This is a genomic window from Actinoplanes ianthinogenes (assembly GCF_018324205.1).
Taxonomy (GTDB): domain Bacteria; phylum Actinomycetota; class Actinomycetes; order Mycobacteriales; family Micromonosporaceae; genus Actinoplanes; species Actinoplanes ianthinogenes.
Map to the genome: position 1 here is coordinate 5,649,627 of NZ_AP023356.1, position 24,325 is coordinate 5,673,951.

The window sequence follows — 24,325 nt, forward strand, 5'->3', positions numbered from 1 at the left end:
AATCCCTCTCAGCCGAATTCGGGGCTCCTTCGGTACGCTAGGCGACTCCCGCTTCGGTACGCAGGTCACGTGTTCCGGTGACGATCCAGGTCCTCGGCCACTTTCTCCAAGATCTCCACCTTTCCCGAATAGGGTTCGCTGGGCCGAGGCCAATGCACGACGATATCCGTGATGCCGGCTTCGGCGAATCGGCCCACCGCATCGGAGAACGCCGCCGGCGACTCGAGGACACCGCCCACGGACGGGCCGCAGACCAGCAACCGGGCCACCGTGGCCGGGTCACGGCCGGCCTCCACGCAGGCCTTCTCGAGCGCCTCCACCTGCCGGCGGACGACGGGGAGCGCCTGTTCGTACGGCGCGCTCTCGACCCGGTTGGGCTCGCCCGTCGTCACCCAGTACGAGCCGTACTCGGCCGCCAAGCGCATGCCGCGGGCGCCGCCGGCGGCGACGGCGAACGGGACGCGGGGCCGCTGCTGGCACAGCGGGTACGAATGAACCTCGTCGGCGACGTAGTAGCGGCCGTCGAAGGTAGTGACCGGCTGGCGCAGGAGCGAGTCGGTGAGCCGTACGTATTCCACGAACCGCTCGGTCCGCTCCCGCCGGCTCCACGCGGTCCGGCGGGTCATGGTGGCGTCGAAGCCCTCGGCGCCGGCGCCGAGACCGAGGATGAGGCGGCCGCCGGAGATGTCCTCGATGGCGGCGACTTCCTTGGCCAGGTACACCGGATGTCGCAGGTTGGGCGAGGCGACCAGGACGCCCAGCCCGATCCGTTCGGTCTCCACGGCCGCCGCGGTCAGCGTCGGGACGAAGGTGAACCAGTCCTTCGCGCGGAACGCCCGCCAGTTCAGGTGGTCATAGGTCCACGCGTGATCGAATCCCATCTCCTCGGCCCGGCGCCACTTCACGCGCGCCGTCTGCCAACGGTCCTCCGGGACGATCTGGATGCCGAATCTCATGTGTTTCCCTCATCCGGCCAACCCGGATCTCGTCTCGGGTGGGCGCCCTCCGCCGCGGATCGTCGCGGCCACGTCGCGCAACGTCCCGTCGAGGAGTTTCGTCAGGTCGGGCGCGGTTCGCAGGATCGCCTGGCACTCGTCGCGCAGCCGGAACGTGAGGATCGAGTGGCCGCCGAGATCGACGAACCTGTCCAGGACGCTGATCTGCGACCGCCCCAGGACCCGCCGGTAGATCTCGACGAGAGTGGCTTCCAGCTCGTCGGCGGGGGGCACGACCGTACGCTCGGGCTCGGTCGACGCCTGCCAGATCTTGATCAGCTCGTTGTGGTCCAGCTTTCCGTTCACCGTCGCCGGAAGATGGTCCACGGGCACGACCTGCGCGGGCCGCATCTGGCGGGGCAGTCCGGCCGCGAGTTCGAGGATCGCCGCGGGGTCCAGGTCGGCGGTGGTGCGCCCGCCGGCGGGGACGACGAAGGCGAGCAGGACGGGCGGCGGCCCGTGGGCGATCACCGCGCAGTCGCCGACCGTGGGGTGAGCGGCCAGCACCGCCTCGACCTCACCGGGTTCGATCCGCAGGCCACGGATCTTGACCTGCCGGTCGATCCGGCCGAGGTGCTCCAGCGCGCCGTCCTCGCGAAGCCGGCAGAGGTCACCGGTGCGGTACATCCGCGACCCCGGCGGCCCGTGGGGATCCGCGACGAACCGCTCCGCGGTCCTGCCCGGCTGCCGCCAGTAGCCGTCCGCCAGGCCGACGACACCGCTGATGTACACCTCCCCGGGCGTGCCGACCGGGACAAGATCGAGATTGGTGTCCAGGACGGTTACCCGGAAGTTGTCCGCGGGACGGCCGACCGGAACGACGACGCCGTCCCAGCCGGGCTCGATGACGTTGTCGGTGACCGAACCGGCCTCGGTGGGACCGAAGGCGTTGACGAGGGTGCTGCCGGGCAGCGCGGCGTGGAAGGCCGCCGGGATCCGCGGGCTCATCGACTCGCCGCCGCACACCAACCACCGCAGCGCGTGGGCCCCGACCCGGGACATCTCGTCCAGGAAAGCCGGCACCAGCGTCGTCACCAGGAAGATCATCGACACGTTGTGGTCCCGGATGAGTCCGGCGAGGTGCCGCGGGTCGCGCTCGCCGCCGGGCCGGCAGATCACCAGCCGCGCCCCCTGGTAGAGCGGCCAGAAGATCTCCCAGATGTGCACGTCGAACCCGGTGTAGGTCTTGTACAGAGCCGTGTCGCCGAGACCGTACGGGTACTGGCGCTGCATCCAGAAGACGTTGGCCAGGGTGCCGGCCGTGCGGGAGGCCACGCCCTTGGGGCGGCCGGTCGTCCCCGACGTGTAGAGGATGTGGACCGGCTCGGAGGCCACGTCACCCGGGCCGCCGTCGAGATCCGGATTCGTCGCGGGCCGGCCGGACCATGTGCGCTCCGCGTGGACGTCGTGGATCTCCCACGCGCCGCCGGGCAGGCGAGCGCGGCAGGCCGGATCGGTCAGCACGTGGCTTGGCGCCGAGTCCGCCAGCATCAGGGCGATGCGCTGGTCCGGCAGGTCGGCGTCCAGGGGAACGTAGGTGGCGCCGGTCTTGACCGCGGCGTAGAACGCGACAACCTGGTGGATGCCGCGCAGGAGGAAGACGCCTATCCGGGTACCCGGGCGGGCACCGCACTCGCGCAGGTGGTGGGCCAGCCGGTTCGCGCGCTCGTTCAGCTCCCGGTAGCTGACCGTGTCCCCGTTCTCGTCCTGCAACGCGACCGAATCCGGGGTTCGCTCCGCCTGCTCCTGGAACGGTTCGGCCATCGTGCGGTATCGGATGTCCGGGTCGCGCTGTGGGTTGAGGCCGTGCAGGATCCGCTCGCGTTCCTCGGCGCCGACCAGCGGATGGTCGCGCATCGGCCGATCAGGTTCGTTCGCCATGCTGGTCAGCAGTTGCAGGAAGGAGCGCGCCCAGGCCTGCGCGGTGGGCAGGTCGGACAAGTCCGTCATGGTCTCGACGTACAGCTGCTCGCCGGCCCGGTCGAGCAGGATCGTCACGGCAACCGGTTCGTCGTCGCCCCCCGGTCGCGGCCGGCGGGCCTGCCGGAGCGCCTCGCGGAAGGTCAGGGACAGGTCCGGGGCGCCGGTCGTCCCAACGATCGCCTCGACCGGCCCCCAGGTGACCAGGATGCGGCAACGGGTGCCCGGGCGTGGCAACCGCTCGGCCAGTACAGCGGCGCAGAGGGACAGCGGGTCGAAGTTGTCCACGCCGGCCGCCCGAGCGAGGGAGTGCAGGGTTTCCAGCACGCCGTCCGGCAGGGCGATCGGTCCGATGCAATCCGTTGTGGACAGATACCCGGTCACTGCGCGCTTCCTTCGAGGAGTCCGCAGGCGTAGAAGCCCGGCGCCAGGGACTGCGCCATATACGTCTGTCCGGGCTGAATGCCGAACCGCTCGTGGTAATCGGCCAGGTTGATCATCCAGTCGGCGTTTCCGCAGTGCCCGTAGGCGGCGAGCGTGTCGGCGAAGTGCAGGGTGTCCGGGCGCAGACCGACGGATGTCGCGTTGAACAGCGTCAGCGGCTTGTGCAGGTTGGCCGCGAACACCTTGGATATCTGTGCCTGCTGCCGGCCACCGGCCCGGAGCACCGCGGACAGCGTCCGTTCGGCGACAGCCTGGCGCGAGATGAACGTGTCGCGGCCGCGCAATCCCTCCGGGTCGATCTTTACCGCGGACGAGACCAGCCGCACGAGTCCCGGCCGGCGGGACAGCAGGCAGCTCGCGGCCGCGTCACCGAACATCGCGTAGGGGAGCACCCGGTCGCGGTCGTGCGGAATGAAGTCCACGGCGACGACCACCACGTGGGCCGCCTCCGGATCGGCCAACAGCCGCTGACCGTGCCGAAGCGCGGTCAGCGAGCTGCAGCACCGCTGATAGGAGATGACATGAGGGACGCAGCTGTCCATTCCCAGGGCGAGTAGCACTCGGCTTGCGAAGTCGGACGGCAACAGAGCCAAGGTCGGGTCGCTGGTCGCGAACACAAGGTGGTCGATGTCCGCGGCGGCGACGCCGGCGTCCCGGAGGGTTCGGCGCACGGCGTCCACGACATAGTCTTCGACCGGTCCGGACATTTTCCGGTATGTCGTACATCCCATCTCATGGAAGTCGGTGCCGAACGACACGGTCTCCCAGAGGGCGCCGAAATCAGGGATGTTCTCCGGCTTGCATTCCACATCGCCGAAGGCGCACGCGAACGAGCCGATGCCGATGTCGTCGTGATCCGAGATCATGGTTCCCTTCGATCGGCAGAGGGTTGGGAATTGCCGGGCCCGGCGAGGTGGCGACGTCAGGACCGGGCCGGTTCGACGCCGATCGCATCGATCTCTCGGAGTACGGCGACGATGTCGTCGATGTCGTTGAGCCGGGGGACCCATTCCGGGCGGACTGCGATGGTGCCGTCCGTGTACTTCTTGATGTAGTTCATCAGCACGATGATCATGTTCAGCGAGCTGATGCCCAGGTCCTGCCGCGATTGCGCCCGGAGGACCTGCTCGTAGGTGATGCCGTCGCCGACAGGTTGAGTCGCGAGGATCTCGGCGAACCTCTGCCGGTGGTCGTCAGTGGTCATCGGACTCGACCTTCGGGAAGGGGAAGCCGTTGAGGTTCTCCTGGTACATCCGGTTGTGCCCGTACTTGTCCTCGCCGGACACCAGGACGCATCCGTGGTAGTCGAGGTCGATCGAGTCGCCGAACCCGCTGAGGCGGTCGATGTGCTCGTAGACCCGCACGGACGGTGCGACGTAACGCGACGCCAACCCCACGCGCCTGGTGGTACTCGTGTTGGGGCGCGAGCCGTGGACGCACTTGGCCAGGAAGATGACGAACTGGCCGGGCTTCAACTCCATGTCGACGATCTCGTGACTGTTCGGATCCCAGTCCTTGTCGAGCTTGAGCTCCGCGTAGTCGTAGCCGAAGAAGTCGTGGGCCTTGTTCTCGACGTTGTACGTCATCGGCTTCGACTCGTCGTAGTACCACTGTTTGTGGCTGCCGGGCAGGAAGCGCAGGCAGCCGTGCTCCTTGTCCGCCTCGGAGAAGGCCGTCCAGACGGTCAGCTCCTGCGTGGCGGCCGTGGACTCCTCGGTGTAACGCAGCGAGGGATACGAGACGGTTTCCGCCTCGTTGTACACAGTGAACGCCTCGACCTGGTGCCAGCCTGTTCCCGAGTCGCCGGGCTCCTTCTCGAAGATGTGCGTCTTCCAGCACATGATGTCGTCGCCCATGAGGCTCCGCAGCTTGTGGACGATCGCCGGCTGGGCGATGTGCCGGGACAGCGCTTCACAGTCGAGATGGCGGTCGTAGTTGATGATGGTCGAGTCGTGCGGCTTGTTCTCGGACGTGACCATATCGATCATGGCCTGGCTCCAGACCAGCGAAGCCTCTTCCTCGGAGTAGAGGTCGAAGGGGCCGATGAACCCGTTCTCCGTGAAGAACTGGACTTGTTCGGCCGTCAGACCCTGGGTCGCCTTTTGGACAACGCTTTCAGTCACCGTGATTCCTCCTCGTACTGACCGTGATCGCTGGTCGGACGTGTCTGAGCTCAGCGGACGCGTTGAGCACACCGTAGGGTTCGGCGGCTGGAGCCGTCTTGTCACCGGAACCAGGGTCGAGCCGCCGCCCCGGGATGGATGCCGTGCGCGTCACCGGGCGGCGTCGTGCAACCTGCCCGATGAGCGACACGGTCTCCGATCGTGGGGGCGACCGGGTGTTGCGGCTCTAGGCGGCAGGTTGGCCGAGCAGCGCGGCCCGGGTGAGTTCCGCCTTGTTGCCAACGCCGAGCTTGGCCCGGATGCGCTTGACATAGGTGTCGACCGTATGCGGGCTGATGTCCAACCGGGTGGCGATCTGACCGTGGGTCAGGCCACGGGAGATCTGCCGCAGCACCTGCGCCTCGCGCTTGGACAGGTGGGCGCCCGCTGTGTCGGCGTGCAGCGCGGTGTGCTCGCCACCGGACTCGGTCGGCCAGACGCGGCTTCCGGACGTCACCGCCCGGATCGCGCCGATGATGCCCTCACAGGACTCCAATTTGCTCACGACGCCCGACGCTCCGGCCCGTAGGTACATCTCGGCCTCGATGCAGTCCGAGTTGCTGAGGACCAGGACCGCCGCGCTCTTGGCCACCTCGGTGATATGCGTCAGGTCGTGGGGTATCCGAAGCGCGTCGAGGTCGATCACAGCCGCATCCGCGAGGGAGGAGGCGTCCACTGTGGGTGAGGTTCGCATGGCGACGACCTTGATGCCGGCCTTGGTCAGGGTGTCGACTAGGCCGATGACGAAGATGGGTGAATTGCCGAGAATGTCGGTGCGGATCATTTCGCCCCCCCGGTTTACATTCTGTCCCTATTCGGCGACTGGGTCTCTGCGCCGGTCGCTGCTGGCACAACCGCCGGCAGCCGTCTTCTTGGTCGGTCAGCAACTTCTTCTACCGCCGTCCATAGTGGTCGAACATAGCAACCCGCGTACGGCAAATGGAGAAGTTGATCAAAGATAGGTACCGACGCTAGCAAAGCGAATCTGTCGACGCTTGTCGCTGCTTTCGGGGACCAGTCACGGTAGAACTGCCTGGTGCCACGGCGTTGGCGGCCGCCTGAGCGAACGGTAAGCTCCCGGCCAGGCGCGATCGCACCTTGACACATCCTGAGGGTGAAGCTCATGAGCAGCCTTGAGTTCGAAACTCGACAGAACCCCACCCCCGTCGCCGTGGCCGAACGGGAGGCGCTGCTGGCGAACCTGGGCTTCGGGCGGACCTTCACCGACCACATGGTGTCGATCAGTTATGCCGACGGCAAGGGCTGGTACGACGCCCGACTCGAGCCCTATGCCCCGCTGCGGATGGACCCGGCCACCGCGGTGCTGCACTACGCCCAGTCAGTCTTCGAGGGACTGAAGGCATACCGCGCGCCCGACGGCGGGGTCGTGATGTTCCGGCCCGACGCCAACGCCGCGCGGTTCACCAGGTCCGCCGAGCGCATGGCGATGCCGCCGCTGCCGCCGGAGCTGTTCCTCCACTCGCTGCGAGTTCTCATCGAGCAGGACCGGGATTGGGTTCCGGGCAGCGGGGAGTCCAGCCTCTACCTACGGCCGATCCAGTACGCCTCCGAGGTGTACCTGGGAGTGCGGCCGGCGTTGGAGTACCAGTTCCTGGTGCTGGCCTCGCCGGTCGGGGCGATCTTCGCCGGTGGGCCCAAGCCGTGCTCGATCTGGCTGGAGCGGGAGTACAACCGGTCGGGCCCCGGCGGCACCGGGGCAGCCAAATGCGGGGGCAACTACGCCTCCAGTCTGCTGGCCCAGGCTGAGGCCATGCGGCACGGCTGCGAGCAGGTGGTCTTCCTCGACGCCAAGGAGCACCGGTACTTCGAGGAGCTCGGCGGCATGAATGTCTTCTTCGTGCTCGGGGACACGCTGGTCACCCCGCCTCTGACCGACACGATCCTGCCGGGTATCACCCGGGACTCGGTCATCACCCTGGCCCGGCACCGCGGGCTCACCGTCCAGGAGCGGTTGTACTCGATCGACGAGTTCCGGTCCGACGCCGCGAGCGGTGCGCTGACGGAGATGTTCGCCTGCGGTACGGCGGCGGTGATCACGCCGATCGCCCGGCTGCTGTCCGCTGACGGCGAGATCGTCGTGGGTGACGGTGGGTCGGGGCGGGTGACGATGTCGCTGCGCTCCGCCCTGCTGGACATCCAGTACTGCCGCGCCGAGGACGAGTTCGGCTGGGTCCATCGCATCGTCTGACCCCACGCTGCCGGCGACGGTCATGTGGGGAGTCTCCGGGGGCTTGACGGTCCCTACCAGGCCATCGGCGGCAAGCTCGATCGGCGTGGCGCCGATGCCGGGTAGACCGCGACCACTGTGCTGGTCAGGTGCGGGCGACCGCGGGACCGGTGTGGTCCCGCCGCGGGGGCAGCGATCGGTAGATCTGCTCCAGGCCGCCCAGGGCGCCGCCGAGCCGGGGCAGGGCCGCGTACACCGGGTCGCGGCGCAGGATCGCGTCGACCTCGCGCAGCCGCCACATCGGCGTCCGGGGGTACAGGTGGTGGACCAGGTGGAAGCCTTCGCCGTCCTTCTCACCCAGCAGGAACCGGGTGCCCAGTCCGTAGACCCGGTTCCAGGACATGTAGATGTCGACCCGGGGAGCCGTCTCGATGAGCGGAAAGTGCTCCATCAGCTCCGACACCGCGCCGATCCACACCTGCGTGGTGACGAGCGGCACGAACCAGAGCAGCAGCAACCAGGGCCACCAGCCGCCCAGGACGGCCCAGGCGAGCACCGCCGCCAGCAGGGTCACCCGGAGCACTCGCTCGGTCGGGTGCTCGCTGGCTGTCATGATGCGGTGCCGCAGCAGGTACAGCACGTACGAGGCGGTCGCCCGCGGCGTTATGACGCGCCACAGGTACCGGCGCAGCGCCCGGCGGCTCAGGTCGTCCCCGCACAGCCCGTTGTCCCGGTACTGACGGTAGTCCGGGTCCCGATCGGGGTCACCCAGTCGGCCGTGGTGCTCGCCGAGATGTGAGGCCCGGTATCCGGTGTAGCTCTGCAGCACGGGGTATCCGCCGAGGACCGCCCCGATCACGCTGCCGACCCGATGGTTGGCCATGAACGCCCGGTGCGTGGCCATGTGCAGCATGCCGGCGATGCCCCGCTGCCGGCCGCCGATGAAGAATATCGCCACGATGCACACCGGCACCGCCAGCCACCAGGGGGTGTGCCGCCACGCCAGCACCGACGCCGCGCACCAGACGGCGATCCAGGTCCAATGCTCGACGGCCTCCAGCGGGCCGTGCCAGTTGTCCGGCCGGGACGCCGCCCGGACCTCGGCGAGGATGTCCGGCGCGAAGCGGTACCGCTCGGCGAGATCCGAATCGGCCACGGTTCCCTCCTCCTTCGCTCACAGGCGTCTAACTGAGGCGTTTCCTCATTTAGACATCCGGGTCAGGATGTCGGCAATCAGCTCGGCCTCCCGGGGCTGGAGGTAGAAGTGATCGCCGTCGAAGCGCCGCCAGGCGGCCGGGCCAGAGGTCAGCTCGCCCCAGGAGGCCAGCTGGGCAGGCACGTCGGCGGCACCGTCGCTGCCCGCGTAAGCGACGATCGGGCACCGCAGCCGCGCCGGATCGCGGCGGCGGTAGGACAGCACCGCCCGGAAGTCGGCCAGCAGCGCCGGTAGCACGAGCTCGCGCAGCTCCGGGTGCTCGAACACCATCGGATCGGTCCAGCCGGACGCCCGGAGCTCCGCCTCGATGATCGCGTCGTCGAGCACCTCCCGGGGCGGCAGGAACCGGTGCGGGGCGAGCGTGCCGGAGACGAACAGGCCCGCCGGACCCGGCCCGGCGCCGGCCTCCAGCCGGGCCGCGACCTCGTAGGCGACCAGGCCGCCCATGCTGTGCCCGAACAGGTACAGCGGCCGGTCGGCGTAGGGGGCCAGCGCCGCGACGAGCGCGTCGGCGATCTCCTGGACGGACCGCGCGCAGGGCTCGGCCAGCCGGTCCTGCCGGCCGGGGTACTGCACGGCGATCAGCTCGATCCGGGCCGGCAGCCGGGCGGCCCAGGAAGCGTACGCGCTGGCGGTGCCGCCGGCGTGCGGCAGACAGACCAGACGGGTCGCCGGGTCGTGGCAGGGACGCGGCCGGCGCAGCCACCGCGCCGATGCCTCGAAGGTGCTCTCTGTCGAGGGTGCGGTCATGAGGGGTCCCGTCGGTCGGTGGCCGGGGGCCAGAATCGACATGTGTTTCGCTGCGAGGGATGCGTGTGGGACGGACTTGCGATGGATAGTGCCCCGGGCGATGCGCCGGCCGCGATCGGTGGCCGCCTCGACCCGGCGACCGTCCTCGCCGGCTACCGGCACGGCGTCTTTCCGATGCCGGTGGTGTCCGCGGCCGAGGCCGAGGTGAACCACTTCCTGTACGAGGATTCGGTGGCGGCCGGGACGACCGCGGTGCTCGACTCGCCGCTCCCCGATCCGTTCGCGTTGACCTGGTGGTCACCGGACCCGCGCCCGGTCATCCCGTACGGGCGGCTCGCCAAGCCACGCAGCCTGATGAAGCTGTTGCGTAACCGGCTGCGCTGGACCACCACCGCGAACCAGCACTTCGACCGGGTGCTCGCCGAGTGCCGCGCGAACCGCACTCCCGAGTGGCTCACCGACGAGCTGTGCGAGTGCATGGTGGAGCTGCACAAGCTGGGTTGGGCCCACAGCGTCGAGGTCTGGGACGGCGACGAGCTGGTAGGGGGCGCCGCCGGTATCGGCGTCGGCACGGTGTTCACCCTGGACACCTGCTTCCACCGGCAGACCAACGCCTCGAAGGTGGCGCTGCTCGACATGGAGTGCCGGCTGGCCGGCACCGGCGTGACGCTGCTGGACGTCGAGTGGGACAGCGAGCAGAGCCGGCGGCTCAATGCCGGGCCGGTGCCGCGCCGGGAGTTCCTCGCTGCCCTGTCGCGCGGCGGCGATCCGGTCCCGCTGGCCGGCGGCGTGGAGGAGGTACGCCGCCTGGGCTTCCTGCGCACGCCCGCCGAGTGAGTCGTTGACCCCAAAATAGGTGAATCCCCTACGTCCGGCCGCAGGGTCAGGATGAGTGAAGGCCGTGTCTTCGCTCGACTGCCGTGGCCGTGACAAAGAACGGGGGCTCCTCAGTGTCGGTCGACACCTCTCGATCCCCAGTCGAACCCCGATCGTCCGCCGATGGCCAGAGGTCCGCCGAGCCGGTCCCGGCCCGGGACAACGGCGTCGTACGGCTGCCGATCTCCGCGGTCCGCGACGCCGACTCGCCGCGCTCCGCGGGCGTGGACATGGCTCACGCGAGATCACTGGCGCAGACGGAAGCGAACCTGCCACCGATCGTGGTGCACCGCAGGACGATGCGGGTGATCGACGGGGCGCACCGGCTCACCGCCGCCCGGCTGCGCGGCGAGCGGGAGATCTCCGCGAAGCTGTTCGACGGCGACGACAACGAGGCGTTCCTGCTCGCCGTCCGGCTCAACGTGTCACACGGCATGCCCCTCTCGACGGCCGATCGGCGTGCAGCGGCCGTCCGGATCATCCGCGCTCAGCCGCGGCTGTCGGACCGGACCATCGCCCTCACCGCCGGTCTGGCGGCGAAGACCATCGGATCGCTGCGCCGCAAGATCGACGGCCCGCAGGCACAGGCGCGGATCGGCCGGGACGGCCGGGTCCGGCCGATCAACGGCGCGGCCGGGCGGGGGATCGCGGCCGAGCTGATCGCCAGCCACCCGGACGCGACCCTGCGCCAGATCGCGAAGGACGCCGGCATCTCCGTGGAGACCGCGCGGAGCGTCCGAGCGCGCCTGCGGGCCGGCGAGGACCCGGTACTGGACCGGCGGACCCGGCCGGACCGCGCCGACCGGGCGGAGGACCGGCAGATGACCGTGAAGCTGCCGGAGGCGGACCCCTCCGACGAGCTGCGGTCGCTGCTCAAGACCATGCAGAGCGATCCGTCGCTGCGTTACACCGAGTCCGGCCGGATGCTGCTGCGCTGGCTCGGTCCGCGGGTGCTGCTGACCGACGAGATCCCGCTCCCGCTGCGCCAGATCCCGCCGCACTCCCGGATCAACCTCGGCGCGCTGGCGAGAGCCTGTGCGGCGGCCTGGATCCAGCTCGCCATGGGGCTCGAGGACGACCAGGCGGGCGGTCAGCACGGCTGATCACGGATCCTCAGCCGGAGCCGCCGCGGATATGCCAGCGGCGTGCCGGGGCTCGCGGATGCCCGAGCCGCTCATCGCTCTTCGGCGTCGCTTAGGCGGCTGGCGAGGGCGGCCACCGTCGGCGCCTCGAAGAGGACGCGCAGGGCGACCGTGCGCCCGACAACCTCGCTGAGCCGGGTGACGACGGTGACCGCCAGCAGCGAATGCCCGCCCAGTTCGAAGAAGTTGTCGCGCCGGCCGACCCGGGGCACGGCCAGCACCTCGGCCCAGATCGCGGCGATGTGCTCCTCCATCGGCGTGCTCGGCGACTCGTACTGGGCCGCTCCGGCCCACTCCGGCCCGTCGTACAGCTGCGGCAACAGCCGCCGGCTCAGCTTCCCGCTGGGCGTACGCGGCAGCTCGGTCACCGGCTGGTAGGCGGCCGGCACCATGTAGTCGGGCAGGCGGTCGGCGAGGAAGGCGCGGAGCTCGGCGGCGGTCGGCGGGGCGTCCGAGTTCGGCACGACATAGGCGACCAGGCGTACGTCGCCGGCGCCGTGGCGGTGGGCGGAGACGGCGCACTCCCGCACGCCCGGGCAGCCGGTGAGGACGGCCTCGATCTCGGCGACCTCCACCCGGAACCCGCGGATCTTCACCTGGTCGTCGAAGCGGCCGATGAACTCCAGTTGGCCCACGGCGTTCCAGCGGACTCGGTCGCCGGTGCGGTACATCCGGGCCCCCGTGCCGAACGGGTCGGGCAGGAACCGCTCCGCCGTCATCTCCGGGCGGCCGAGGTAGCCGCGGGCCAGCGCGAGGCCGCCGACGAACAGCTCGCCGGCCACGCCGGGCGGCACCAGCCGCAGCTCGGCGTCGAGCACGTACGCTCGCACGTTGTCGAAGGGCCGGCCGATGGGCGGCAGCTCCGGCCACGTCGTCGGATCGGGGTCGAGCTGGTGGGAGGTGGCCAGGTGCACCTCGATCGGTCCGTACTGGTTGTACAGGGTGCAGTCGGGCATCTGTGCGAAGAAGGCTCGAATCGCCGGGGTGGCCTGGAGCTGCTCGCCGGCCGTGAGCACCGCGCGCAGCGACCGCGGGATCCGGCCCAGGCGCACGGCCAGTTCGGCCAGCCCGCGCAGGGCCACGAACGGCATGAATATCCGCTCGATCCGCTGCTCGGAGATCACGTCGAGCAGCCGTTCGAAGTCGTGCCGGACCTCCTCGCTGACCAGGACGAGCGTGTCGCCGACCGACAGCGTGGTCACCATCTCCTGGTAGAAGATGTCGAAGCTGAGCGCGGCCCACTGCAGCGTGCGTCCGCGTCCGCCGGGGCCCTGGCGCCGCTGCCACTGCGCCTGGTTGTGCAGGGCCCGGTGTGACATGGCCACGCCCTTGGGCCGGCCGGTGGACCCCGAGGTGTAGAGCACCCAGGCGATGTTGGCCGGGTCGGCCAGGTTGGGCGGCCCGGTCGCGTCGCACGGTGTGCCGAACACGTCGAGCGCCAGCACCGGCTGCGGGTCGGCGGCCCTGTCCGGTCCGTCCTGATCGCGGATCAGCAGTCGCAGGGCCGCGTCCTCGACGATCAGCTGCTGGCGGGCCATCGGGTAGGTCGGGTCGATCGGCACACAGGCTCCGCCGGCCTTGAGCACCGCCAGGTTGGCGACCACCATGTCCAGCGATCGGTGTAGCGCGATGCCGACCCGTTCGTCGGGGCCGACGCCCAGCTCGCGCAGGTGCCGGGCCAGGGCGTTCGCTCGCTGGTCCAACTCGCGGTAGGTCAACGACCGGCCCTCGAACACCACCGCGGTGGCGTCCGGCGTGGCGGCGACCTGCCGCTCGATCACCTGGTGCAGGCAGCTGCCGTCGTCGAACCGGTGGGCGGTGTCGTTCCAGACCTCGAGGACCTCGTGCCGCTGCGCGGCGGACATCAGAGGCAGGTCGTCGATCGACACGTCGGGTGCGGCGACGACCGCGGTGAGGAGGTTGATCAGGTAGTCGGCCAGGCGCTGCACGGTGGAGCGATCGAACAGCGCGGTCCGGTACGCCATGCCGACGGACATGTCCCCCGCCTCGGTCTCCGAGACCGAGAGCGTGAGGTCGAACATCGCCTTCGGCTCGCCCGGCTCGATCTCCGTGACGGTCAGCCCGTCGAGGAGGTCGAACGGCTCTGCCGCCAGGTAGGTGAACAGCACCTGGAAAAGCGGATGTACCGCCAGGTCCCGCTGCGGCTGGAGCTCGGCCACCAGCCGGTCGAACGGCACGTGCCGGTGCTCCAGGGCCTCGACCAGCCGAGGCCGGAGCTGGCCGAGCAGCCCGGCGAAGGTCGGATGCCCGGCCAGGTCGGCCCGCAGCACCACCGGGTTGACGAAGTGGCCGATGTTGGCGGCGACGTCGGGGTGCGCCCGCCCGTCGGTGATCATCCCGATGCTGACGTCGGTCTGCCCGCTCCACCGATACAGCAGCGTGTGAAACGCCACGAGCAGCACCATGAACATCGTGGTGTCCTCGCTCCGAGCCAGCCGGCGCAGCCCGTCGGCCACCTCGGCGGGCACCGGCAGCTCGACCATGCCACCGGCGAGGTCGGCGACCGCCGTCCGGGGCCGGTCCGTCGGCAGGTCGAAGACGTGCGGCGCGTCGGCCAGCCGCTCCTTCCAGTAGTCCAGGTGCCGCTCCGCCTCGGCACCGTCCCGGCTCTGCTGCCACAGTGCGTAATCGGCGTTCTGCATGGTCAGCTCGGGCAGCGGGGACGGGATCCCGGTCCGGTACGCCGCGTAGAGCGTGCGCAGCTCGTGGAAGAGGTGGGCGTACGAAGACCCGTCGATGACCAGGTGGTAGGAGCGGAAGACCAGCACGTGCTCGGCCGGGCCGAAGCGGATCAGCTCGGTGCAGAAGTTGCGCGCCACGGAGATGTCGAACCGGTACTCCGCGTACATCCGCTTCCGGTCGTCCCACCACCGGTCCTGCTCGGCGGCGGACAGGCCGGACACGTCCAGGAAGGTGAAGCGGGGGTCGTCGGCCGGCTCCACCACCTGTACCCCGATCCCGTCGCGCGCGGGAAACGCGGTCCGCAGGATCTCGTGTCGCCGCATGATCTCCGTGATCGCCGCACGCAGGGCCGCCACGTCCAGATCACCAGCGATGCGGTGCAGGGACGTCTGGTTGTACGCCGGCCCCAGCAGGCCCATCTGATCGAGGAACCACATGCCCTGCTGGTGCTCGGACAGCGGAATGCTGTCCGGCCGAGCCGCCGGCGCCGGGTCGGCACGTATCGCGGAGATCAGCTCGTCGCGCCGCTCACGGAGCACCGCCAACCGCTCGCCGTCCAGTGCGCCGGCCGGCCGGTATCGCAGCCTGCCGTCCTGCAGCCACAGCTGGATGCCGGCCGAGCGCAGTTCCTCCAGGAGATCGGAAATCGCACGCACGGGCTGTCCCTTCTCTGCGAGCGGCGCGGGGTCCACTCAGCGCACGCTCAGCGGACGCAGGTCGGTCCAGTGCTGCTCGACGTAGTCCAGACACGCCTGCCGGCTGTCCTCGCCGTACACGATGCGCCAGCCGGCGGGTACCGCCCGGCGGCTCGGCCACAGCGAGTGCTGCTCCTCGTCGTTGACGAGCACCAGGAATCGGCCCTCCGGGTCGTCGAACGGGTTCATGGCATCGACCTCCTCAATGGACGGATTCATGGCATCGACTCCCTTTCCAGCAGTGGTGTGACCGCCCGGGACTCGCGCTCCCGTGTCCCCTGCTTCGGGTAGACGAAGGGCAGCAGCAGGCCCGGCATCAACGTGGTGACCAACGCCATGACGACCATCAGCGAGTACAGCCGCTGGTCGAGCAGGCCGATTTGAAGGCCGACCGCCAGCACGATCAGCTCCGTGAGGCCGCGAGTGTTGATCAGCAGGGCGAGCCCGGCGCTGTGCCGGGCGGACACCCGGCACAGCCGAGCGGCCCCGAAGACGCCGGCCATCTTGCCGCCGATGGCGACCAGCAGGATCAACAGCAGCAGGCCCACCTCGCGGGAGTCCATCCCGGACAGGTTGACCGCGAAACCGGCGACCACGAAGAACAGGGGCAGCAACACCACTCGGTCGATGCGCTCGATCCACGGCAGCACGTACGCGCGCAGGGCAGCCGCGCCCGTGCGGGGCATGACCGCACCGAGCAGGAAGGCACCGAAGATCGCGTGCAGCCCCATCCACGAGGTCGCCGCGCACGACAGCACCAGGGCTGCGGCGATCGCGATCGCCAGTCCGGCATCGAGGCTCACCCTGGCCGCCCGGCTCCGTACCGGGGTCCGGGGGGTGCGCTGCGCCAGCCTGGCCAGCAGCGGTCGCACCACCCCGACGAGGATCGCCACGAATGGCAGGACCAGCAGCACCTGCCACGGCAGCGTGCTTGCGTGAGAGAGGGCCACCAGGACCGCGAGCATCGACCAGGCGAGGACGTCACCGACCGCGGCCGTAGCGAGCGCCAACCCGCCGATGGGAGTGTCGATCAGGTCGCGGTCGGTCAGGATCCGGGCCAGGACGGGGAACGCGGTGACCGACACCGCCGTACCGACGAAGAGGCAGAAGAGAACCGCGGACCGGCCGGACCGGTCGCCGGCGATGCCGATCGCGAACAGGGTGCCGAGCACGAACGGCACGACCATCGAGCCGAGCGACAGCGCGACGGCGATCCGGCCCTGCACGCGCAGGCCGCCGTGGGCCAGGTGCAGCCCCACGAGGAACATGAAGACGCAGATCCCGACGGTGGAGAGCATCTTGAGCGCCGGGCGGATGTCGGCCGGGAACAGCTCCTGGGTGATCGCGCCGTGGAACAGGGTCGGACCGAGCAGGATGCCACCGACGATCTCGCCGATCACCTCCGGCTGCCCGAACCGCCGGCACAGGAGCCCGAGCAGCCGGGCCACCACAATGATCACGAGTACAGCGCGGACGAGCGTCGCGAGCGTACCGATGTCCACGCGTCCGTCTCCCCATCCGCCTCCGTTTGAGATGGACCCTAGGGCGCGCCACCCGGGGCATCGCAGTCACGTGAACCGGCGACGGGACAGCCCAAGGTCGCCGACGGCATCCTTCCGTTGGACGGCACGCGTGGTCGGAAGGCACGCGTGGTCGGAAGGCATACATGGGAGGCACACATGACCGACACGGATGTGGTCCAGGGCGAGGGCTTCGTCTGGCGCGCTCGGGAGCCTGACGGGCACCTGCCGTCCGTCTCGTACGGGGTGACGCTGGTGGGTAAGGCCACGGTCACCAACCCGTCGGGTGCGGGCCTCGCGCGTCACATCGCGGACGTGGCCGCCCACGGCGATTACGCGTTCCTCACGGTATACCGGCATCCGACGTGTGTGCGGACAGGCGCCTACGTCATCAACATCAGCGACCCGAAAGCGCCCTTCGAGGTCGAGAGCGCGTTCGTCGAGACCACGAACGGCAACTACGTCGGCGAGGGTCCGTGCGTGATCGAGATCGCCAACGAGTACTTCAGTGGTGCGCTGTTGATCCACCCCCAAGAGCACTACATCCTGGCCGATGCACCCGATCCGACCGAGCCGCGCCAGCGGGGTGGCATCAGCATCTGGGACATTTCCGACCCGGAGAATGCCCAGCTCCTCGCCGCCCACGCCGGCGACTACACGGATGCGCACAATGAGCCTGCGGACCAGGCCCTGGCGGCGTACTACACCTGCGCCTGGACGGACAGCTCCACCAACCGCACCTACGTCAGTTTCGTCACCGACAAGCCCACCACCGACATCGTCATCATGGAGATCACTGATCCCCGTAACCCGGTGACGGTCAACGCCCTTGACCTGAGGGTTGCACCGTTCCATGTGACCGGAGACCCTTCGAAGGGCCTCATCTCGGTGTTCGGGCACGCCGTCGACGTACGCCAGGTCGGCGACCGGTACGTCATGACCGCGACGTACTGGGACGGCGGGTACGTGCTGCTCGACGTCACCGACCCGACGCCGGGCAACGTCTCGCTGATTGCCCGGACCGAGTACGCCGAATTCGACGAGGAGCGTGCCAAGCGCGGGCAGCAGATCTGGCCGGAGGGCAACGCCAACCATCACGACCTCTCGCCCGACGCCGAGTACCTGGTGGGCGCCGACGAGAACATCGAAGCCTATCGCCTGCTCGGCACGATCACATCGGGTCCGCACGCCGGCACCGATTACATCGCGGCCTGGAGCCCGGGTTCGGCACCGGTCGATGCCGACCACCCCATCTCCGGTACGCCCACCTTTGTCGGCTCCGGCTGCCCCGGCACTGTGCCGCCCGGGCGCGGGATCGCGCTCATCGAACGTGACGCCTCGATCCTGACCGGCGGGTCGGCCCCGGGATGCGCGTTCCAGGAGAAGCTCGATGCCATCACCGCGGCCGGCTACAGCGCGGGCATCATCTTCAACCACCAGGGGCCGGACGCCATGCAGCAGTTCCCCACGGCGGCCACGGGAACGATCCCGCTGATGTTCGTCAACCGCCTGACGGGTCTGCGGCTTCTCGGTGTGCCTGACGTGACCGAGGAGACCGCCGGCACCACCCCGACACCGGCCGATCCCGTGGTCTGCGCGACCGATGTCAAGTCGGAGTTCGTCGGCTGGGGCTACCTCCGGCTGTTCAAGACGGACATCCCGGGCAGCGGCGCCGGCTCGGTCACCCAGATCGACACGTACGCCATCCCCGAGTCACAGGACCCGAGGTACGGCACCGGCTTCGGCGACTTCTCGGCGTCGCACGTGGCGATCGACCCCGATCGCCGGCTGGTGTACGCGACCTTCTTCGCGGGCGGCCTCCGGGTGCTGAGCTACGGCAGCGACGGCCTGCGGGAGGTCGGCGCCTTCCGCGAGCCCGGCGTCGACTTCTGGGGCGTCAAAGTCCACAAGATCGGTGAAAAGAACTACGTCCTGGTCTCCGACCGGAACTTCGGCCTCTACATCTTCGACTTCTGATCACGCGCTGAGTGGCATCATCCAAATCTGAGGAGCCCGGGGTGTCCAATCCGACCATGAAGTCTCCTGATCTCGCATTCGCCGCCGGCGCCAAGAGGCCGACCAAGGCTGATGTGGTGATCATCGGCAACGGCGCGCTCGGCATGTTTCTTGCCGACGAGTTGATCGAGCGCCAGGTCGGATCAGTGGTGGTGGTGGGTCCGAGCCATCGCGACACGGGCGCCAGCCAGGCGGCCGGTGCGATGCTCGGCTGTTTCGGTGAGACCACGACCGAATCGCTGCGGACCGGCGCCGCGCGGACGAGGTTCGAGCTCGGCATCTCCGCCCATGACAAATGGCCCGAGGCGCTGCGGCGGCTCGGTGAGTTCGCGCCGTCCGACCGGCCGTTGCAGACGACGACGGAATCGCACATCATCCTGAACGCCGTCGGAGCCGAACTGGACACGGTGAACTTCGCCGCGATCATCGACGCCCTCGACGAGTACGACAAGCCGTGGACGGAGATCGACCCGACCGACATCCCCGGTTACAACCCCCGGACGGAGTCGCGCGCATTGCGTGCCATTCATCTGCCGACGGAGGGGGCCGTGGATGCTCGCGGGGTGCTGGCGGCGCTGGAACGCCGATTGCGGCACGGCGGAGCGATCCTTCTCGATCAGACGGTACGGAAGCTGGTCGGCAGCGACGAGGCGGTGACCGGGGTCGAGCTGGACGACGGCCATCTCATCGAAGCCGGCGCTGTCGTCGTGGCCGCCGGCATCCACAGCGAGTCGCTGGTGCGCACCGTGTTCGACGTGCCCGACCTGATGCCGACCTTTCCGGGGCTCGGCTTCGCGATGATCGCCAAGCGGACGGGAGGCGAACCGTTCACCAGCGTGGTTCGGACGCCGAATCGCGGGTTCGCCTGCGGACTGCACGTGGTGCCGCAAGGCGGCGGGCTGGAGTACTACGGCGCGACCAACCGCCTGGTGAACACCATCTCCAGTGTCACCTGGATGGCCGACGTCCGTTTCTTGGCCCAGTACTCGATGCAACAGCTCGACGAGCGGGCAGCCATCCACGAGGTCACGAAATGGTGCTCCGGCAACCGTCCCGTCACGCTCGACGGATTCCCGTTGGTCGGCTGGATGCCACCCTCGGGCCTGTATCTGATGACGGGCACCTACCGTGACGGCTTCCACTGTGCGCCCCTGCTGGCCGAGCACGTCGCCAATGAACTACAGGGAAAGTCCGGAATCATCGACGCGATCTTCCAGCCGATGCGCAAGCCGGTGGCGACCAGGACCGTGGAATGGTCGATCGATGAATATGTCACCCACAGCCTCGCCGCCTGGTTCGAGACCGGCGCGCAGGCCGCACCGCAGATGACGACCTCGCAGCTCACCGACTACTACCGCACCATGGCCGTGCAGACCTATGAGCAGCTCGGCGTCGATTACGGCCTGGGCCCCGACATTCTCTGGTACGCCCAGGGGAACCTGCATGGTGCACGTCGTGTCGCGCGCTATCTGCGTACCTTCAAGGGCGATGGCGACGTGACCCAACCGGCTGGGGCCACAACCGGCACCGGGGGGACGCGGTAGCAATGCCGGCTCATCAACCGTCTGTCGCGGAAACCGTTCGCAGCCTCGTGACGAAGCAGCTCAACCTGAATGGGTACAGCCAGGATCTTCGCCCTGACGATGATCTCTGGAACCTGGGCATGACATCCCTGACGTGCCTGGGCCTGATGTTGTCCATCGAGGACACGTTCGAGATCGAGCTGCCGGACGAGGCGCTCAAGGAGGCAACCTTCCGCAGCATCAACACGATTTCCGCGGCGGTTGAGAGTTCGCGCAAATAGGCACGAGTTTGGGGTAGCAATGCCGGCACGCCAGTCGCGCCCGAGGAACCCGGTCCCACCGTTTCGCGACAGCACGGCGAGCGCATTCCCGCTGTCGGCGGGACAGGAGCGAATGTGGTGGCTGCGCCAACTGGACTCGTCGCACGACCAGTACCACATCAGCTGTGGCTGGCGGTTTCCGGCGGAGGTGAACCGCGAGGCATTGCTCGCCGCTCTCGACGCCCTGGTGCGGCGCCACGAGATCCTGCGGACGAAGTTCGTCATGTCGCCGGACGGGACGGTCACCCAGGAGATCGTCGACCATGTCGAGATCCCGCTCGTCTGGGCCGGCCCCGACTGGCGGGAAGCCGTCGAGCAGGCCGCCGTGCGGCCGTTCGACCTGGCGCGGCCTCCGCTGGTTCGAGCGGTGGCCGCGGAGTTGGCCGACGGGCCCGGCCTGTTGGTGACGATGCACCACATCATCACCGACAGGTGGTCGATGGACGTCTTCGCCAGGGATCTGTTCGAGCTGTACGAGGCGGCCTTGACGGCCAGGACACCGCGCCTTCCGGAGCTGCCCGTCCAGTACGGCGACTACGCCAGGTGGCAGCGCGACTTCCTGACCGACGACCTGCTCCGATCCCAGCTGAACTACTGGACCGAGGCGCTGGCCGGCTACGAACCGTTGGAACTGCCCCTGGATCGGCCTCGGCCCACGACGGTCGACGCGGTCGGCGAGACGGTCGTGCTCGAGCTGTCGAGGGAGGCCACGGCGGCCATGACCGCCCTGGCCTGGCGTACGCGCGCGAGCCCGGCGATGGTGGTCAGTGCCGCGTTCGTCGCGACGCTCCGGGCCTTCTGCGGCCAGTCCGACGTCGTCATCGGCGCCATCGTGTCCGACCGGACACACCCGGACCTGCGAGATCTGATCGGGTTCTTCATCAACACCATGATCCTGCGGGTCGACCTGACCACGACGGAGCTGACCTTTCGCGAGGCGATCACCCGGACCCGGGACGCCTGGATGGCCGCGGACGCGCACCAGGACGCGCGGCTCGAGCAGATCGTGGGTGCGCTCAACGCCGGGTCGGAGGCGCACCGGAACCCGATCTTCGACGTCGTCGTGAATCACGCCGGCGACCGGGATGACCTGGCCGAGGATCCGGACGCGCCGGTGTGGTGGGAACCCGACCTGCCGGTGACTGCCAGGTTCGACCTCTCGCTCACCACCCGGATCGTCGAGGGGCGGCTGCGGGCGACGTTCGTGTACCCGACCGCGCTGTTCAACCGGGCCACGATCGCCACGCTCGCGGATCGCTACCTCCGCACGCTCGAACAGGGCGTGGCGACGCCGGACGCGCCGATGCGCGACTTCGACCTGCTCACCCGGGCCGACCGCACGCTGCTGCGGCGCGGCAACGATCGGACTCCGGCGTCCGGGATCACCGTTGTCGAACGTCTGCAGACCCGGGCCGCCCGCACGCCGGACGCGCCGGCGGTGGTCGGTGACGGCGGCCCGCTGTCCTACGGGCAGCTGAACGAACGCGCGAACCGGCTGGCCCGACACCTGCTGACCCTGGGCGTCGGACCGGAGAAGGTGGTCGGCGTCTGCCTGGAACGCACCGTCGAACGATTCGTGGTGCTGCTCGCGCTGGCCAAATGCGGCGCACCGTACCTGCCCGTCGACCCCGACTTCCCCGCCGACCGGATCCGTCTGCTGATGTCGGATGCCGCCGCCGTCTTGATGATCGTCGGCTCGCCGCTTCTGGGCCGCCTGCCCTCGATGGAGACGCCGGTTCTCACCATCGGTGACGGCAGCCCGGACCTGACCGGATACGCCACCGACAATCTTCCGACTCTCCCGGCTCCGGACAGTCTGGCCTACCTGATATCGACATCCGGATCGACCGGAAACCCCAAGTCGGTGGCGATCTCACATCGAGCCCTGAGCCGGCTGGTGGAAGGCGCACCGCACTATCTCGAGGTAGGCCCGGGATCGGTGTTCCTCCAGACCGGTCCGCTGACATTCGATGTCGCCGTGCTCGAATGGGCACCGCTGGCCCACGGCGGCCGGGTGGTGGTCGCCGATCCCGGGTCCCTCCTCGACGGCCTGCGGGATGTCCTGTGCGAACACCAGGTCACCACGCTCAAGCTGGTCTCTCCGCAGCTCGACATCCTCGTCGAGCAGGATCCGCACATCCTGTCCGGGCTGCGCCAGCTCGTCGTCGGCGGCGACGTCGTCAATCCGAGGAGCTTCGCCCTGGTGGAGGGACTCCTGCCCGGCTGCCGGGTGGTGGCGTCGTACGGTCCGACCGAGTGCACGGTGCTGGCCACCGTGTTCGAAGGCGGGCCGTGGTCGGGCAGAGTTCCGATCGGCCGCCCCATCCCGCACACGAGTGCCTACATCCTCGACGAGGACCTCCAGCCGGTCTCGGTCGGCATGCGCGGCGAGATCTTCCTGGCCGGCGACGGATTGGCCAGGGGATACCATGCCCGCCCCGGCCTGACCGCGGCGTCGTTCGTCCCCGATCCGTTCGGGCCGCCCGGGTCGCGCATGTACCGCACCGGAGACCTGGGCCGCTACCTACCGAACGGAGCCATCGACTTCCTCGGCCGCACCGACCACCAGGTCAAGATCCGTGGCTTCCGGATCGAGACCAGCGAGGTCGAACACGCCCTGCTGCGCCATCCCGACATCACCGCGGCGGCGGTCGTCCGGGCCACCCTGGCGACCGGCCCCGCGCTGGTCGCCTACATCGTGGCGGCCAGGTCGGTGGACATGGGGGCGCTGCGCGACATGCTCCGCGAGACACTGCCCGCGTACATGCGCCCGGACCACTTCGTCACGATGCCCCGATTCACCCTGACCGCGCACAACAAGATCGACCGCGCCGCGCTGCCACCGGTCACCACCGCCACCACGCCCGCCGGAGTGGACCTGCCGCCCGCGACCGGGCTCGAAGCACGGGTCGTCGCGGCATGGTCCGCCGTGCTCGGCAGGCCGCTGTCGGCCTCCGACGACTTCTTCGACCAGGGCGGGCACTCCCTGCTGGTGCCGCGTGCGACCGCGACCCTCCGCCGCGAACTCGGCCGCGAGGTGCCGTTGCAGCTGATGCTGGAATATCGGACGCCGGCGAGCTACGCGACCGCGATCCTGCGTGAGAGCCTGCCCGACCTCAGCGCGGCCTCGCGTGAGGACCGGCTCGTCCAGCGAACCTGGCGCGGCGAGAAGCTGGCCGGCCGCCGGCGCGTGGATCTGTTCATCTCCACCGAGAACCCGCTCCGGAGCAATGCCGACCTCCCGTTGCTGATCGTCCTCGACGGCTCCGAGTTCGTGGAGATCATGCGCCTGCCGGCGATTCTGGACCGGCTCTCCCTCCAGGATCGGATCCCCACCACCGCGGCGATATTCCTGAGTCCGAGCGAGTGGTCGACCCGCCGCAGCGAGCTCCTCGACGACGGGATCGTCGACGCGCTCGCCGACGAGTTGCTTCCCTACCTGCGCACCTGGCTCGGGAACCGGCCGGTCGGCCGCGCCGTCGTGGTGGGCGCGAGTCTGGGGGCGGTCACGGCGATCCGCTCCGCGCTGCGCCGGCCGGATCGCTTCCACGGCGCCGTGGCCATCTCCGGCCCGCTGAGCGAACATCGGCTCGGCCCGGCGAGGCCCGGCCGGTCGGGAGGCGGGTCGCGGTTCTTCCTGTCCGCGAGCCGGGAGGAGAAGGACATCATCCTCGACGACGGACTCAGCTTGGTGGAAGCGACCGAACGCACAGCTGACGAGCTCGCGGCCGACGGACATGTCGTACGAAGCGCGATCGGGGAAGGCGGCCACACCTACGCGGCGTGGGAGTCGATGCTCCCCGATGCGATCCGCTGGTCGCTGGGCGACCGGACTTAGTCGATAGGTGGTGCTTG

18 protein-coding genes are annotated in these 24,325 nt (G+C 69.2%); 7 read left to right on the forward strand and 11 right to left on the reverse strand.

The window, feature by feature from the left end; all coding sequences use genetic code 11:
- Positions 1 to 65 precede the first annotated feature (65 nt).
- The 6 genes from Aiant_RS25600 to Aiant_RS25625 all read right to left on the reverse strand — a co-directional run bounded on the left by Aiant_RS25600 (position 66) and on the right by Aiant_RS25625 (position 6,305).
- Positions 66 to 956, reverse strand: a complete 891-nt coding sequence (locus Aiant_RS25600; RefSeq protein ID WP_189329378.1) for an LLM class flavin-dependent oxidoreductase — start codon at positions 954 to 956, stop codon at positions 66 to 68.
- A 9-nt stretch (positions 957 to 965) separates the two neighbouring features.
- Positions 966 to 3,299 carry a non-ribosomal peptide synthetase gene (locus Aiant_RS25605; protein ID WP_212846518.1) on the reverse strand — a complete coding sequence of 778 codons (2,334 nt, stop codon included), beginning with the start codon at positions 3,297 to 3,299 and terminating at the stop codon, positions 966 to 968.
- Positions 3,296 to 4,225: a beta-ketoacyl-[acyl-carrier-protein] synthase family protein gene (locus Aiant_RS25610; RefSeq protein WP_189329379.1), complete on the reverse strand. Its 930-nt coding sequence runs from the start codon at positions 4,223 to 4,225 to the stop codon at positions 3,296 to 3,298. Before Aiant_RS25610 ends, Aiant_RS25605 begins: the two co-directional genes overlap by 4 nt.
- Positions 4,226 to 4,281: 56 nt before the next feature.
- Entirely contained in the window at positions 4,282 to 4,563 is a 282-nt protein-coding gene (locus tag Aiant_RS25615) for a hypothetical protein (protein ID WP_189329380.1), read from the reverse strand.
- Positions 4,553 to 5,482 carry a chlorinating enzyme gene (locus Aiant_RS25620; protein ID WP_189329381.1) on the reverse strand — a complete coding sequence of 310 codons (930 nt, stop codon included), beginning with the start codon at positions 5,480 to 5,482 and terminating at the stop codon, positions 4,553 to 4,555. Before Aiant_RS25620 ends, Aiant_RS25615 begins: the two co-directional genes overlap by 11 nt.
- A 226-nt stretch (positions 5,483 to 5,708) precedes the next feature.
- Entirely contained in the window at positions 5,709 to 6,305 is a 597-nt protein-coding gene (locus tag Aiant_RS25625; protein WP_189329382.1) for a helix-turn-helix transcriptional regulator, read from the reverse strand.
- A 339-nt stretch (positions 6,306 to 6,644) separates the two neighbouring features.
- On the opposite strand from Aiant_RS25625, the gene Aiant_RS25630 reads away from it, so the two are divergent.
- Entirely contained in the window at positions 6,645 to 7,730 is a 1,086-nt protein-coding gene (locus Aiant_RS25630; RefSeq protein ID WP_189329383.1) for a branched-chain amino acid aminotransferase, read from the forward strand.
- 124 nt (positions 7,731 to 7,854) lie between these two features.
- Here Aiant_RS25630 and Aiant_RS25635 read toward each other — a convergent pair whose 3' ends face one another.
- Positions 7,855 to 8,865 carry a fatty acid desaturase gene (locus Aiant_RS25635; protein WP_189329384.1) on the reverse strand — a complete coding sequence of 337 codons (1,011 nt, stop codon included), beginning with the start codon at positions 8,863 to 8,865 and terminating at the stop codon, positions 7,855 to 7,857.
- A 45-nt stretch (positions 8,866 to 8,910) separates the two neighbouring features.
- A complete protein-coding gene (locus tag Aiant_RS25640) occupies positions 8,911 to 9,675 on the reverse strand; it encodes a thioesterase II family protein (RefSeq protein WP_189329385.1) in 765 nt (254 codons plus the stop codon).
- An 81-nt stretch (positions 9,676 to 9,756) separates the two neighbouring features.
- On the opposite strand from Aiant_RS25640, the gene Aiant_RS25645 reads away from it, so the two are divergent.
- The gene (locus Aiant_RS25645) at positions 9,757 to 10,512 is read left to right on the forward strand and encodes a leucyl/phenylalanyl-tRNA--protein transferase (RefSeq protein WP_189329386.1); all 756 of its coding nucleotides are present in this window, start codon (positions 9,757 to 9,759) and stop codon (positions 10,510 to 10,512) included.
- A 269-nt stretch (positions 10,513 to 10,781) separates the two neighbouring features.
- Complete coding sequence (locus Aiant_RS25650) at positions 10,782 to 11,654, forward strand: ParB/RepB/Spo0J family partition protein (protein ID WP_229829889.1); 873 nt, start codon at positions 10,782 to 10,784, stop codon at positions 11,652 to 11,654.
- Between the two features lie 71 nt (positions 11,655 to 11,725).
- On the opposite strand, the gene Aiant_RS25655 is transcribed toward Aiant_RS25650, so the two are convergent.
- Genes Aiant_RS25655 through Aiant_RS25665 form a run of 3 tightly spaced genes read right to left on the reverse strand, consistent with a single transcriptional unit; the run spans position 11,726 to position 16,593 of the window.
- Entirely contained in the window at positions 11,726 to 15,052 is a 3,327-nt protein-coding gene (locus Aiant_RS25655; RefSeq protein ID WP_189329387.1) for a non-ribosomal peptide synthetase, read from the reverse strand.
- Positions 15,053 to 15,088: 36 nt separating this feature from the next.
- Positions 15,089 to 15,310: an MbtH family protein gene (locus Aiant_RS25660; protein ID WP_189329388.1), complete on the reverse strand. Its 222-nt coding sequence runs from the start codon at positions 15,308 to 15,310 to the stop codon at positions 15,089 to 15,091.
- A complete protein-coding gene (locus tag Aiant_RS25665; RefSeq protein ID WP_189329389.1) occupies positions 15,307 to 16,593 on the reverse strand; it encodes a cation:proton antiporter domain-containing protein in 1,287 nt (428 codons plus the stop codon). The genes Aiant_RS25660 and Aiant_RS25665 overlap by 4 nt, the downstream gene beginning before the upstream one ends.
- A gap of 117 nt (positions 16,594 to 16,710) precedes the next feature.
- On the opposite strand from Aiant_RS25665, the gene Aiant_RS25670 reads away from it, so the two are divergent.
- The 4 genes from Aiant_RS25670 to Aiant_RS25685 all read left to right on the forward strand — a co-directional run bounded on the left by Aiant_RS25670 (position 16,711) and on the right by Aiant_RS25685 (position 24,308).
- Positions 16,711 to 18,588, forward strand: a complete 1,878-nt coding sequence (locus tag Aiant_RS25670; protein ID WP_189329390.1) for a hypothetical protein — start codon at positions 16,711 to 16,713, stop codon at positions 18,586 to 18,588.
- 41 nt (positions 18,589 to 18,629) lie between these two features.
- Positions 18,630 to 20,171: an NAD(P)/FAD-dependent oxidoreductase gene (locus tag Aiant_RS25675; RefSeq protein WP_189329391.1), complete on the forward strand. Its 1,542-nt coding sequence runs from the start codon at positions 18,630 to 18,632 to the stop codon at positions 20,169 to 20,171.
- 47 nt (positions 20,172 to 20,218) lie between these two features.
- Positions 20,219 to 20,431, forward strand: coding sequence for a phosphopantetheine-binding protein (locus Aiant_RS25680; protein WP_212846520.1), 213 nt, complete (start codon positions 20,219 to 20,221; stop codon positions 20,429 to 20,431).
- Positions 20,432 to 20,543: 112 nt separating this feature from the next.
- Positions 20,544 to 24,308, forward strand: coding sequence for a non-ribosomal peptide synthetase (locus Aiant_RS25685; protein WP_189329393.1), 3,765 nt, complete (start codon positions 20,544 to 20,546; stop codon positions 24,306 to 24,308).
- Positions 24,309 to 24,325: the final 17 nt, after the last annotated feature.

Coding starts and splice junctions, on each gene's coding strand:
- Aiant_RS25650 (WP_229829889.1), top strand. CDS start 10,782: ATGGCTCACGCGAGATCACTGGCGCAGACGGAAGCGAACCTGCCACCG.
- Aiant_RS25685 (WP_189329393.1), top strand. CDS start 20,544: ATGTGGTGGCTGCGCCAACTGGACTCGTCGCACGACCAGTACCACATC.
- Aiant_RS25630 (WP_189329383.1), top strand. CDS start 6,645: ATGAGCAGCCTTGAGTTCGAAACTCGACAGAACCCCACCCCCGTCGCC.
- Aiant_RS25640 (WP_189329385.1), bottom strand. CDS start 9,675: ATGACCGCACCCTCGACAGAGAGCACCTTCGAGGCATCGGCGCGGTGG.
- Aiant_RS25625 (WP_189329382.1), bottom strand. CDS start 6,305: ATGATCCGCACCGACATTCTCGGCAATTCACCCATCTTCGTCATCGGC.
- Aiant_RS25615 (WP_189329380.1), bottom strand. CDS start 4,563: ATGACCACTGACGACCACCGGCAGAGGTTCGCCGAGATCCTCGCGACT.
- Aiant_RS25610 (WP_189329379.1), bottom strand. CDS start 4,225: ATGATCTCGGATCACGACGACATCGGCATCGGCTCGTTCGCGTGCGCC.
- Aiant_RS25660 (WP_189329388.1), bottom strand. CDS start 15,310: ATGAATCCGTCCATTGAGGAGGTCGATGCCATGAACCCGTTCGACGAC.
- Aiant_RS25645 (WP_189329386.1), top strand. CDS start 9,757: ATGGATAGTGCCCCGGGCGATGCGCCGGCCGCGATCGGTGGCCGCCTC.
- Aiant_RS25600 (WP_189329378.1), bottom strand. CDS start 956: ATGAGATTCGGCATCCAGATCGTCCCGGAGGACCGTTGGCAGACGGCG.